General features: G+C 65.9%; 9 protein-coding genes. 3 read left to right on the top strand and 6 right to left on the bottom strand.

Going from position 1 to position 12,602, the window contains the following annotated elements:
• Nucleotides 1–22 precede the first annotated feature (22 nt).
• From exaC to EV645_RS12300, 3 genes are all read left to right on the top strand, one after another.
• Complete coding sequence (gene exaC / locus EV645_RS12310) at nt 23–1,546, top strand: acetaldehyde dehydrogenase ExaC (RefSeq protein ID WP_130442758.1); 1,524 nt, start codon at nt 23–25, stop codon at nt 1,544–1,546.
• Nucleotides 1,547–1,548: 2 nt separating this feature from the next.
• Nucleotides 1,549–1,929, top strand: a complete 381-nt coding sequence (locus EV645_RS12305; protein ID WP_130442756.1) for a DUF779 domain-containing protein — start codon at nt 1,549–1,551, stop codon at nt 1,927–1,929.
• Nucleotides 1,930–2,079: 150 nt separating this feature from the next.
• Nucleotides 2,080–5,538 (top strand): alpha-N-acetylglucosaminidase TIM-barrel domain-containing protein, encoded by a 3,459-nt coding sequence (locus tag EV645_RS12300; protein ID WP_130442754.1) that lies wholly within the window; start codon nt 2,080–2,082, stop codon nt 5,536–5,538.
• A gap of 136 nt (nt 5,539–5,674) precedes the next feature.
• On the opposite strand, the gene EV645_RS12295 is transcribed toward EV645_RS12300, so the two are convergent.
• The 6 genes from EV645_RS12295 to EV645_RS12270 form a co-directional block, all read right to left on the bottom strand.
• Entirely contained in the window at nt 5,675–6,190 is a 516-nt protein-coding gene (locus EV645_RS12295) for a hypothetical protein (RefSeq protein ID WP_130442752.1), read from the bottom strand.
• 17 nt (nt 6,191–6,207) lie between these two features.
• Nucleotides 6,208–8,682, bottom strand: a complete 2,475-nt coding sequence (locus EV645_RS12290; protein WP_130442750.1) for a GH116 family glycosyl-hydrolase — start codon at nt 8,680–8,682, stop codon at nt 6,208–6,210.
• On the bottom strand, nt 8,666–9,295 hold the full coding sequence (locus EV645_RS12285; protein ID WP_130442748.1) for a hypothetical protein: 630 nt from the start codon (nt 9,293–9,295) through the stop codon (nt 8,666–8,668). Before EV645_RS12285 ends, EV645_RS12290 begins: the two co-directional genes overlap by 17 nt.
• Nucleotides 9,292–10,116, bottom strand: coding sequence for a carbohydrate ABC transporter permease (locus EV645_RS12280; RefSeq protein ID WP_130442746.1), 825 nt, complete (start codon nt 10,114–10,116; stop codon nt 9,292–9,294). The genes EV645_RS12285 and EV645_RS12280 overlap by 4 nt, the downstream gene beginning before the upstream one ends.
• The gene (locus EV645_RS12275; protein WP_242000342.1) at nt 10,101–10,793 is read right to left on the bottom strand and encodes a carbohydrate ABC transporter permease; all 693 of its coding nucleotides are present in this window, start codon (nt 10,791–10,793) and stop codon (nt 10,101–10,103) included. The genes EV645_RS12280 and EV645_RS12275 overlap by 16 nt, the downstream gene beginning before the upstream one ends.
• A gap of 170 nt (nt 10,794–10,963) precedes the next feature.
• Nucleotides 10,964–12,277, bottom strand: coding sequence for an ABC transporter substrate-binding protein (locus EV645_RS12270; protein ID WP_130442744.1), 1,314 nt, complete (start codon nt 12,275–12,277; stop codon nt 10,964–10,966).
• Nucleotides 12,278–12,602: the final 325 nt, after the last annotated feature.

Below are 12,602 nucleotides of genomic sequence, written 5' to 3'. Positions count from 1 at the left end.
GCCGGGTTTCCAAGGAGGACCTATGACGATCTTCTCAGCTCCCGGGCAGGATGGCAGCCCGGTCACTTACAAATCGCGCTACGAGCACTACATCGGCGGCGAGTGGGTACAGCCGGCGAAGGGCCAGTACTTCGAGAACCCGTCTCCGGTCACCGGAGAGAACTTCACCGAGATCGCGCGCGGCACGGCGGACGACGTCGAGCGCGCCCTCGACGCCGCCCATGGTGCCGCGCCCGCCTGGGGCCGCACCTCACCGGCCGAACGGGCGAACATCCTGAACAAGATCGCCGACCGGGTCGAGGCCAACCTCGAACTGCTCGCGGTCGCCGAGTCCTGGGACAACGGCAAGGCTGTGCGCGAGACGCTCGGCGCGGACATGCCGCTGGTGATCGACCACTTCCGGTACTTCGCCGGCGCGCTCCGGGCCCAGGAAGGCTCCGTGTCGGTGATCGACGACGACACCATCGCCTACCACTTCCACGAGCCGCTCGGCGTGGTCGCGCAGATCATCCCGTGGAACTTCCCGATCCTGATGGCAACCTGGAAGCTGGCGCCTGCACTGGCAGCCGGCAACACCGTCGTACTGAAGCCGGCCGAGCAGACGCCGGCGTCGATCCACGTGTTCATGGAGCTGATCGAGGACCTGCTGCCGCCCGGGGTGCTGAACATCGTCAACGGGTTCGGCGTCGAGGCCGGCAAACCGCTTGCCTCAAGCAACAGAGTTGCGAAGGTCGCGTTCACCGGCGAGACCACGACCGGCCGGCTGATCATGCAGTACGCCTCGGAGAACATCATCCCCGTCACGCTCGAGCTCGGCGGCAAGAGCCCGAACGTGTTCTTCGCCGACGTCGCGTCCTCGAAGGACGACTTCTACGACAAGGCGCTCGAGGGCTTCACGATGTTCGCGCTGAACCAGGGCGAGGTCTGCACGTGTCCGTCCCGGGCGCTGATCCAGGCGTCGATCTACGACGACTTCCTCGGCGACGCGACCGCGCGGACCAAGGCGATCAAGCTGGGCAACCCGCTCGACACCGAGACGATGATGGGCGCGCAGGCCAGCAACGACCAGTACGAGAAGATCCTCGCCTACATCGACATCGGTCAGGCCGAGGGCGCGAAGGTGCTCACCGGAGGAGCTCGCGCGGAGCTCGACGGTGAGCTGGCCGGCGGGTACTACATCCAGCCGACGATCTTCGAGGGCGACAACAAGATGCGGATCTTCCAGGAGGAGATCTTCGGGCCGGTCGTCTCGGTGACCAAGTTCGACGACTACGCCGACGCGATGAAGATCGCCAACGACACGCTCTACGGTCTGGGCGCGGGCGTCTGGTCGCGCGACATCAACACGGCGTACCGGGCCGGGCGGGAGATCCAGGCCGGCCGGGTCTGGACGAACTCGTACCACACCTACCCGGCGCACGCGGCGTTCGGCGGCTACAAGAACTCCGGCATCGGCCGGGAGAATCACAAGATGATGCTCGACCACTACCAGCAGACCAAGAACCTGCTGGTCAGCTACAGCACGCAACGGGCGGGGTTCTTCTGATCATGCAGGTCGAGAAGGTGTTGCTCTCGGACGAGGCGGCGGACTGGCTCCGCCGTCTCACCGCGATGCACGGTCCGCTGATGTTCCACCAGTCCGGTGGCTGCTGCGACGGCAGTTCGCCGATGTGCTACCCGGACGGGGAATTTCGAACGGGGTCGGCGGACGTGCATCTCGGCGATCTTGTCGTCGACGGTCTGGAGAGACCCATCGGCTTCTGGATGTCCGCGAACCAGTACGAGTACTGGAAGCACACCCAACTCACCGTCGACGTGGTCAAGGGCCGAGGCAGCGGCTTCTCCGTGGAGGCCCCCGAGGGCATCCGCTTCCTGATCCGCTCCCGCCTCTTCACCGACCAGGAGTCCGAGTCCCTCGGCCTCCTCTGAAGCGAGTGCCGACCGTCCGGTGGCGTTGCCGGACGGCCGGCACTCTTGCTGTGGTTGACAGATCTTGCCGAAGAGGGAAGGCTCATCCGGAAACTTCTTTCGGAATGATTCGTTCTTAAGTGCGTTGCCCTTCGCCCGAGGTGACCCGCCATGAGACCTTCCTTTCGCGCAGCGCTGACTGCTCTCCTCGTCCTCATTCCTCTTGCGATCACACCTGTCGCTTCTGTAGCTGTTGTTCCTGCGGTTGCTTCTTCCCCGGCTCGTGATGCGCTGGTCCGGCTGGCCGGACGGCAGTACGCCGATCAGGTCACGCTGCAGACGCTCGACCGCGGTGCTGGCAAGGACTACTTCCGGGTGTTCGCGGTCGGTGGCCGGCTGGTGATCGCCGGGACCACTCCGGCCGTACAGCTGACCGGTTTCGGCTGGTACCTGCGACACGTCGTACATGCCGACATCGAGCTGGAGGGCGAGCAACTGAACCTGCCGGCGCGGCTGCCGCTGCCGAAGCAGCCGGTCGAGCAGCGCGCCTCCGTCGACAACCGGTTCGCACTCAATGACACCAACGAGGGGTACGCCGGCCCGTACCTCAACTGGACGCAGTGGCAGCGGCGCATCGACGTACTAGCGCTGCACGGCATCAACCAGGTGCTGGTGTACGAGGGGCAGGAGGCCGTGTACGAACAGGCCTTCCAGAAGTTCGGGTACTCCGCTGACGAGCTGCGCGCGTGGATCCCGCAGCCGGCCCACCAGGCGTGGTGGCTGCTGCAGAACGAGTGCTGTCTCGGCAGTCCGATCTCGCAGCAGCTGATCGATCGGCGCGTCGTACTCGGCAAGCAGATGGCCGACCACCTGCGCGAGCTGGGCATGGTGCCGGTCCTGCCCGGGTACTTCGGCACTGTGCCTTCCGGCTTCACCAGTCGGAACCCTGGTGCGAAGACTGTGCCGCAGGGCAAGTGGGACGGTCTGGCCCGGCCGGACTGGCTCGACCCGACCAATCCGGTGTTCGCACAGGTCGCGGCCGAGTTCTATCGGGTCCAGACTGACCTGTTCGGGTCCAGCACGATGTACAAGATGGACCTGCTGCACGAAGGTGGGACGGCCGGGGATGTCAGTGTTCCGGACGCTTCTCGCGCGGTGCAGGCTGCGCTCGAGACTGCGCATCCCGGTGCGATCTGGACGATTCTCGGCTGGCTGAAGAACCCGCTGCCGGCCACGCTGCAGTCGATCGACCGCTCCAAGATGCTGGTCGTCGACGGCATCTCCGAGGCGCCGAACATCACCGACCGGGACAAGGACTTCCTCGGTACGCCGTACGCGTTCGGCACGATCTGGAACTTCGGCGGCCACTCGAACCTGGGTGCGAGTCTGGCGTTGTGGAACCAGAAGTTCCATGCCTGGTTGGATAAACCGGGTACTGCGCTGAACGGCATCGCGCTGATGCCGGAGGCGATCGACAACAACCCGGCTGCGGTGGCCTTCTTCACCGACCTGGCCTGGCAGAGCCAGCCGGTGGACCTGCAGGAGTGGTTCGCCGACTATTCCACCAGCCGGTATGGCGCGGCCGATCCGCATGCGATCGCTGCGTGGCGGATCCTCGGGAGCACCGTCTACAGCTGGCCGGCCGAGGCGGACAGCAAGCACCCGACCGGGCTGTTCGACTACGAACCCAGTCTGGGCGTTGCCGGTACGGCGATCCCGTACGACCCGGAGGTGTTCCGCCAAGCGCTCGGTGAACTGCTCGCGGTACAGCCTGCGTTGCGCCGGAGTACGGCGTACCGCTATGACCTGGTTGACGTTGCACGGCAGGTGGTTGCTAATGACAGCCGGACGTTGCTGCCGCGAATCGCGACGGCGTACCACTCTGGTGACCTGACTGCGTTCCGCAAGCTCACTGCGGACTGGTCGCGGCGGGCGGATCAGCTCGACGATCTGCTGGCTACTGACGACAACTTCCTGCTCGGGTCTTGGCTGGCAGGCGCGACGGCCCAAGGTGCTTCGCCGGAGGAGGCGGCGGCGTTGCGGTACGACGTACGCACGTTGTTGACGGACTGGACTGGTGCAGCGACTCTGCAGGACTATGCCCGGCGGGAGTGGAACGGGCTGGTCGGCGACTACTACGGCGGTCGGTGGCGGGCGTACTTCGCTTCGCTCGACAAGGCGCTGTCCACCGGGCAGTCGGTTGTGCCGATCGACTGGAAGGCTTATGCGGAGCGGTGGGCCCACACGGAAACGCCGTACCCGGTGAAGGCGCGGGGTGACGCTTATCAGTTGGCTTCGCAGATCGCGGCGATTCCGACCGGTGCGGTGCGGGTCGAGCCGGCGGCGCGCGGGATCCGGGCTGGTGCGACGGTGCGGGTCACGGCGACGTACACCAACACGAACACGCTCCGGGCGGCACGTGCAGTGCGGGTGGGGCTGAGCGCTCCGCCGTTCTACAAGGTGAAGCCGGTCGGGCCGACCGTGGCCGCTCAGGTTGGGCCTGGTGCGACTTTCAGTGTCGTGTACGCGGTCGCTGTCCCTGCCGGTGCGCATCCGTTGGACGTGCCAATGTTGACCGCAACGGCGAAGTGGTCGTCCGCTTCGGAGTCTGCCAGTACTCGGTTGTTGGTCAGCGGTGACGTCAGTACGCCGTGGCAGACGATGTCGACGAACGATGCGTCGTTTGCTGTCTCGGGCGACGACGTGGGGATCGCTGGTGGCGGCGACGACATGTGGAAGGGCACTGACGAGCATGGTGCCGTGTACCGCTCGCAGGTGCTTGGCGAGGGGCAGGCGGTGACCAGCGAGGTCACCTCGCAGGACGCGACAGCGCCGTACGGCCGGGCGGGGCTGTTGGTCGGCAACGACCTGTCCGCAGCCGCTGCGGTCGGCTACGCGAACATCGCGGTCACTCCGCAGCACGGGTGTCTGTTCAGTTGGGACTCCGACGGTGACGGGACGCTGGACACGTATACGGCGGCGGATGGGTTCACGGCGCCTGTGTACGTGCGGATTGCCCGGTCCGGTGGGCGGCTCAGCGGCGCCTGCAGTCAGGACGGAGTGAACTGGACAGTCGCCGGGTCGGCCGTGGTGCCGGGCGCTGCGGCGGTCCAGGACGTCGGTGTGTTCATGAGTGCTGTGAACACGCACACCGGGGTAACTGGGGTCGCGACATTCCACGGCTTCACGCTCGCGCCGTACGCACCGCGAGACACGTCCGCCGACGCCGTACTGAGCGTCGGCAAGCCAGTCACCGCGCTAGGCGCGGAGGACGGCCACCCGGCGACCGCAGCCAACGACGGGAGCCGCTCCAACAACCCCTATTGGGGTGGTCCGCTAGGCCCCACCTGGTGGCAGGTAGACCTCGGTACGCAGTCACCCGTGTCTTCCGTCAACGTCCGCAACTACGTAGACGGCACCCGCTACTACAACTACCGCCTACTGGGCAGCCAAGACGACACCCACTGGTACCTACTAGGCGGTCGCGGCGGCACCACACCAGTGGTAGACGCCGGCGACACCTTCCACACCGAAACCACCGCCCGCTACATCCGCGTAGAAGGCATCTCCAACTCCGCCAACAACACCTTCCATCTAACCGAAGTAACCGTCACCGGCAAGTCTGGCTAGCCAGCACAGCGCCAACGACAAAAACGGCCTCCCGAAGGAGGCCGTTGGACCAAGTCCGCTAGGCCTTGGCGTGGTAACCCCATCTTAGCCATCCACAGGCCAGATTCGGCCAGCGGCCGGACGTACGACCGTCCGGCTAAGTGGAACTAGCCGGAGGCACGCCGCCGTCCAGGACGGCAGCGTAAATCTGGGAGCTGTTTCGATCGCGGTGCTCAGCCTTCAGTTGCAGGATCCGCAGACGTTGCTCCTTGGTCGCTGCCTTGAGGCGCAGTGCGTCGGCTACGTGCGGGTGGTCGACGACGTGGAGCCAGAAGGTTAGGTCGATCTTCCAGGTGGGGGTGTGGAGGACGGCGTAGAAGCGTTCGTCGGTGAGGGCTGGGGTGGGGCGGCGGTCAGACCGCTCGTCGCGGAAGTCGGCGGTGAGGAGGTGCACGCGGGTTGCCACGGTCGTGAGGCCTTTGAGGATCGTGGGGGCAGTTGCGTTGGGGGCGTCGAACATGATGTCCAGGTCGCGGTCGACCATGAGGCCGGAGAGGGCGCTGCCGATCAGGACGGGGGGCCAGGGGAAGGCTGTCGCGAGGTCCAGTTGGGTGTAGAGGGACTGGGCCTCGGCTTGTAGGGCCAGGGCCAGGGCCTGGGCGACGAGGGACATGTCCTCGACGGTAGGGGTCAGGTTGTGGGGATGACCAAGGGTTTTCCGGGGTAGATGTGCGCGTCGATCGGATGGTTGGTGCCGTCGATGGTGATGGTGGAGAGGTCCAGGTGGCCTGCCTGGCAGGTGATTGTCAGGTTGTCTGAGGAGCGGGTGGCGGTGGCCCAGCCTGTGTCGGTGGTGAAGGGGAACTGCCAGGTGTCGGCTGAGCGGGCTATCGCTAGTGGGGCGAAGGTGATGGACTTGGTGAGGGCGTTGTGGTCGTAGCCGGTTAGGGCTTCCAGGACGGACCAGCCGGCGGCGTTGCGGATGTAGTGGTCGCCGCATTCGATCGGATTGAACGGGTTGCGGCGGGTGCCGTCGTACCGGGTCCAGAGGCCGTTCAGGATCGACATCGCTTCGTCGGTGAGGCCTTCGTACAAGCAGTGGGCTGCTACTTGGTACTCCGATCCCGTCCACACCTCGTCGCAGTACCGGGTGGGTACGTCGGGCCGCCCGCCATGGGGCCACGTGCACATGAGGAGCCCGGTGTCGTCGACGTCGGCGAAGACGCGGTACGGGTGGTCGAAGTCGTGGAAGCCGGTCCGCAGGTTATGGCGTACGACGTTGCGCAGTGCGGTCCGCACGTGGTCAGCAGGAAGGATGTAGCCGAGGTCGAGTTGATGCGCCCACCACTGCCCGATCAGCTGGTCCGCGAGGCAGCCATCACCCCATTGGAAGTCCCTCGTCTCGTTCGGCTCGAGGACCTGCCGGTAGTACTCGCCGGTGAACAGCAGTTCGTCGTACGCCTTGCTGCCAGCCTCGAACAGCTTCCGGTACGCCGTGCCGTCCTCACCGAGCAGTAGCGCCATCTCCTCAGCCGCACGCAACGCCGCCAACCACAGCGTGCCCATGAACGAGTTCACGCCACACAGGTCGATGTCATGCGTGCTGGGCTGGATGCCACGCAGTACTCCGTCGCGCAGCCACTTGTCGTGGATGTGGTCGAGCAACCGGACCACCTGAGGCCAGCGTCGACCCAACCAGTCCAGACCGGCGCCCTGGCGCACCTCGCGGTACGTCTTCAGCACGCTGCCAAGCATCCCGTCCAGTGCAGGCTCCTCCGGCCCGCCGATCACCACGTCCCACAGCTGCTTCATGTAGAGCGGCGCGCGGACGCGGTGTGGGATGTACCCCTCCGGCGCCTGCATCACGTCGTACTCCGTGTCCCGCATGTTCCGCTCGAGCGACGGGAAGAGGCGGGAGAGCGTCTGCTCGTAGTTCCACACGTGCGTGCAGTTGAGCGGACACGAGCCCCCGTACCGACCGCCCCACATCCCCGTGGACGCGCCGAGCACGCCTTCGAACCCCAGTACGTCGCCGTCCGCGGTCTGGAACACCGTCGGGCTCCGTACGTCGGCCACGAGCGCAGCGAGCCGTGAACCCGCTTCGCCGGGCAGACTGCTCGACTCGAACGCCTCGGTCCACGCTGTGGTCAGCGCCTCCTGCTCGGACCACTGGGCGATGAAGGACTCGGCCGCGGCGACGGCGTCCGGCGTACGACGGGTGTACGCGTTGCCGAGCCAGAAGCGGCTGTGGCCGTACTCCGGGTGCGGGCCGAACTGGTTGAAGTCGACATATCGGTTCGGGAAGTGCCACGCGATCAGGAACCGCACCTGCTTGGTCTCACCGGGCTCGAGGTTGAACGGCACCGCCAGGCCGCCGTTCCAGGTCGAGCCGGCGGCGCTGGGCCCGCTGGCCGGGGTGACCGGACCGTTGAGGAAGGCAACGAATTCTTCCGGGCGGGACCATTGCGGATGAACGAGCGAATCAGCTGCGTCGGCGGACAGCACAAGTTGCCCAGAACCCGGATGGTCGATGGGCAAGGCAGTGTTCTCGAGGACGAGTTGCGTCCAGCCGGGTGCTCGTCGGACGCGGTTCGTGTTGCCGCCGTACAGGCTGCAAGTGACGCCGTCGATGGGGGTGACGCCGTCCCAGCCGACCGAGTTCTGCAACGCACCGGCCAGCTTCCCGTGCAGTGAGATCTCGCCCGGGTTGTGCAACGTGAACGTGAACCCCACCACCGGCTGCGAGCTCACATCAGCATCGGCCGCAACCAGCGGGTTGAAGACGTCCAGGCTCAGCTGAAGAGGCAGATCGGTCTCGTAGTCCACGCGTGCCTGGGGGTACGTCGCCGTCACCCTGGTCGGACCGATCGGCCGAATGACTTCCTGCAGCCGCCTCTCACCAACCGGCACCACGTCGTCAGTCACCAGCGGAGTGTCAGTCGGCTCCAGCGACGGCCCCTGCAGAAGACGAACCTCATCCAGCGGCGGCTCGACCCGCGAGAGGCGAAGGGCGAAGAAGCTGTCCGGCACATGCCCTCCGTGGTTGCCGATGTTGTGCAGTTGCCACTGGCGCAACGCACCGTTGCCGGCTAGCGCGATCGTGCCGGTGCCGAGCCCGCCGAGCGGCAGAGCGAAGTGGCGAAGGTTGTCACCGATGTAGTGCATGTTTCTCCGTCCATGTACCAGCAGAGGCGAACAACGCCACCGGACCGGGGGCGAGCAGAAGCACCGAGGCAGTTACAGAGGTGCCTAGTAACAGAGCGACGAAGGCGAGCGCGAGTACGCCGAGGGGCACAAGTGGTGCACGTGCGACTAGTTGCAATGCAGCTAGCCAGAGCCTCTTTCCGCGCAGTCCGGCGGTGACCCGCAGGCTGAAGGCGTAGCAGGAGGCCAATAGCAGCAAGACACCCGCACAACAGCTGACTGCGAGCGGCACCGCGAACAGCGGGCCGGAGTACACCTGCCAGTTGAGCAGCGCGAGCGCGGTGACGACCGCCGGCACGCATGCGACCTCGAGTCCGGCGAGAGCGCGGCGCTTGAGGTTCTGGAGTAGCAACAGCACGCCGCCGCCAGAGTCGCGGACGATGGAGTCGGTCGTGGCAACAACGGCTCCCCACGTCGGTCCGACCAGGAAGGCGCCCAGCAGGAGACTGAGAGGGGACAGACCGGGGCTGACGAGGACGACCAGACCAGAGGCCGCGCAGACCAGGACACCCGCGGCCGCCAGGACCGGGAGCTCCTGCCACAAGGCCTTGAAGGCCGCGGATAAGTAGGTCATGCGCGGATGCCCGTCGACGCGATGGAGGCGATGAAGGAGCGCTGGAAGATCAAGAACAACACGAGGATCGGCAGCACCACCAGCGTGATCGCGGCGAACAGCACCACGGCCGGACCGCCGCCCATCGCGCCCTGCAGCGACACCAGCCCGACGGGCAGCGTCATCTTCTCCGGGGACGACAGGAAGATGTACGGCCAGAAGAAGTTGTTCCACGACGCCTCGAAGACGAAGATGCCCAGCGCGGTCAGGCCCGGCCGAGCCAGCGGCAGGATCACCCGGAACAGGATCCAGAAGTGCCCGGCGCCGTCCATGATCGCGGCCTCGTCCAGCTCCCGCGGGATCGAGGAGATGTACTGCCGCAGGAAGAAGATGCCGAACACGTTCACCAACGCCGGCAGCCAGATCGCCACCGTCGTGTCCACCAGATGCAGCCAGCGCATCATGATGAAGATCGGCACCACGGTCAGCTGCACAGGTACGACGAGTGCGGCGAGGAGCACCGAGAAGATCTGATCGCGCCCCGGAAACCGCAGCCGGTTGAACGCGTACGCCGCCAGCGCGCTCGTGAGCAACGCACCCGCCGTCGTCAGCACCGCGATCTGCAGACTGTTCCATCCCATCTGGGCGAACGGGATCAGATCCGGCACCTGCTGGAAGTTCTGCAGCGTCGGCGGCCGCGGGATCCACTGCGGCGGCAGCTGGAACGCATTGATCGGCTCCGACAGCGCGTTCACGATCAGCCACACCAACGGCGCGATCATCAGCAGCCCGCCGAGTACCAGGATGAGGTCGAGCAGCTTGCCCTTCACTGGTGCACCCATCGTCGGCTCAGCCGGAACTGCAGACCGGTCACGACCATGATCACCACGAACAGCACGAGCGACAGGGCAGCGGCGTACCCGACCTCGAATGACTGGAAGCCCTTCTCGTACGTGTACTGCACGATGCTGCGGGTCGCGCCGTCCGGACCCCCCTGCGTCATGATCACCATCGGGTCGAAGATCTGGAACGCGCCGATGAACGTGATGACGGTCGCGAAGAAGATCGTCGGCGACATCACCGGCAACGTCACGCTCCAGAACCGCCACCACGCATTCGCGCCGTCAACGCGCGCGGCCTCGTGCAACTGCGCAGGCACCGTTTGCAGACCGGCCAGCAGGATGATGAACGTGTACCCGATCGTGTGCCACCAGTCGACGACGATCAGCGTTGGCAGCGCCCACGTTGGCGACGCCAACCAGTTCGTCGTCGTCGAGAGGTAGTAGTTCGCCAGCCCGAAGGCCGGATCCAGAACGTACTTCCAGATCAGCGCGACCGCGGCCCACGACACCAGAAACGGGAAGAAGTACGCCGTCCGCACGAAGTACTTCGTCCCTCGTGTCATCGTCCGGTGCACGCCGAGCGCAAGCAGCATGCCCAGGCCGATATGCGTCACCACCGACGCCAGCGCGAAGACGAAGGTGTTGACCACCGCGCGGATCGTCGCACCGTCGGTCACCAACTGCTTGAAATTGTCCAGCCCGGCGAACTCCGGCGTACTCAGCAGATCCCAGTGGAACAGGCTCAGCCCGAACGCCGCGACCAGCGGCAGGGCGACGAAGACGACGAAGAGCAGGACGGCGGGGCTGATGAACAGGTAGCCCGGCAGCCAGTCCCGGCGTTGGGGTTTCAGACCAATCCCTCCAGCGTGGTCTGCGCCTTGCCGAGCGCGTCGGACGACGAGGCGTTGCCGGTGAGGACCTGCTTCCAGCCGTCCTCGATCGCCTTCTGTACGGCGGCGCCCTTGTCCGGGGACGGGATCGGCGTCGCGTAGGACAGCGCCTGGTAGAGGTACTCCGTGCCCTTCGGCGCGTCCTCGAGGAACGACTGGCTGTTCGCGACCGACTTGCGGGCCGGCACGATCGTCCCGCCGAGCTGGGCGAAGAACGACGAGCCTTCCTTCGAGATCAGGAACTTGATGAACGTCCAGGCGTCGTCCTTCTTCTTCGACGCCTTCAGGATCGGGTACCCGTTCCAGCCGACCGGCGAGCCCTGCCCGGCCTTGACCGGCCACGGCACGATCCCCATCTTCGCGGTCGCCTTCAGGTTCCGGATGCTGATGATCGGCCAGCGCCCGCCGCCGAACATCGCCAGCTTGCCCTGCGCCGCCGCGGTGGTCGCGTCGAACGTGCCGCCGGGCGGCGGCGACAGCTTGTCCGCGACCAGCTTCCGGTTGAAGTCAGCGGCCTCGATGACGCGAGGGTCGTCGTACGTCGGCTTCGACCAGTCGTCGCTGAAGCTGCTGGTCCCGTTCGTCAGCAGCCACGGCATGATCGCCGCGAAGTACTCCGGACCCGCGGCGTACCCGAACGCGCCGGTCTTGGCCTTGATCTGCTCGCACGCGTGCCGGAAGTCGTCCCACGTCCACGTCGGCGTCGGTTCCGGTACGCCGGCCTTTGCGAACAGCTCCTTCGAGTACCACATGCACATCGTGTTGAACTCGCCCGGCAGGTAGTACGTCTTGCCGTCGGTCGACGCGTACTTCTTGTCCCACTCGACCAGGTTCGGATCCATGTCGCCGTAGTACTCGTCGATCGTCGACTTGTCCTTGGTGATGTAGTCGTCGAGCGGCGCGAGCAGGCCCTTTGACGCGAACAGCCGCTGCCCCTCGGTCGCGATCTGGATGACATCCGGCACCTGACCGCCGGCGATCCGGGTGGACAGCTTGTTGAAGAAGTCGCCCCAGTTCGACAGCGGGATGCCCTCCGCCTTGAGCTTGATCTCCGGGTGCTGCTCGGTGAACTTCGCGAACAGCTTGTTCCACGTCGCCTGCTGCTCGGCCGTGCCCATGTAGACGAACGACAGCTCCTTGGACGACGAACCGCCGCCGCTTCCGCCCCCGCCACCGCAGGCGGCCAGACCGGCGGCAAGCGCCGCACCGCCTGTCGCCTGGAGGAAGTGTCGTCGAGTGAGGGTCCGCCGACTCAACAGGGGCTGATCCATGACCGGTCCTCCAGGCAGGGAAATCGATTTCTCGAAGGTTCCCGGCAGCATAGCCCCGGCTGTCCAAACCGTGTCAAGGCTCGGGGCCCGGGAAACTCAGGGGGAAACCTTCACTACTTCGCGCACCCTGCGTAAGCCCGCGATCACGCGGAAATTCGGGTCCTATCGGGGCGGGTGTCACGGGTTCACCCATGACATTTGTCATCGGTCCGATCGCTGGCATCCGCTCGCCCGGCGGACGGACGATGCGAGCACCCCCCAAATAGATGCTGGCCTCCGCCCCGGCCGTCAGGGTTCGTGAGCGGAGGTCTGCCCAACTCGAGGA

The sequence above is a fragment of the Kribbella rubisoli genome, from assembly GCF_004217145.1.
In the GTDB taxonomy this organism is placed as follows: Bacteria; Actinomycetota; Actinomycetes; order Propionibacteriales; family Kribbellaceae; genus Kribbella; species Kribbella rubisoli.
Note: the sequence above shows the minus strand (reverse complement) of the source record. Positions and strands in the feature narration are given on the sequence as shown.

Excerpts from the sequence above, each read along its gene's own strand:
- EV645_RS12280 (WP_130442746.1), bottom strand. The coding sequence starts at position 10,116 with ATGGGTGCACCAGTGAAGGGCAAGCTGCTCGACCTCATCCTGGTACTC.
- EV645_RS12290 (WP_130442750.1), bottom strand. The coding sequence starts at position 8,682 with ATGCACTACATCGGTGACAACCTTCGCCACTTCGCTCTGCCGCTCGGC.
- EV645_RS12270 (WP_130442744.1), bottom strand. The coding sequence starts at position 12,277 with ATGGATCAGCCCCTGTTGAGTCGGCGGACCCTCACTCGACGACACTTC.
- EV645_RS12295 (WP_130442752.1), bottom strand. The coding sequence starts at position 6,190 with ATGTCCCTCGTCGCCCAGGCCCTGGCCCTGGCCCTACAAGCCGAGGCC.
- EV645_RS12300 (WP_130442754.1), top strand. The coding sequence starts at position 2,080 with ATGAGACCTTCCTTTCGCGCAGCGCTGACTGCTCTCCTCGTCCTCATT.
- exaC (WP_130442758.1), top strand. The coding sequence starts at position 23 with ATGACGATCTTCTCAGCTCCCGGGCAGGATGGCAGCCCGGTCACTTAC.
- EV645_RS12285 (WP_130442748.1), bottom strand. The coding sequence starts at position 9,295 with ATGACCTACTTATCCGCGGCCTTCAAGGCCTTGTGGCAGGAGCTCCCG.
- EV645_RS12305 (WP_130442756.1), top strand. The coding sequence starts at position 1,549 with ATGCAGGTCGAGAAGGTGTTGCTCTCGGACGAGGCGGCGGACTGGCTC.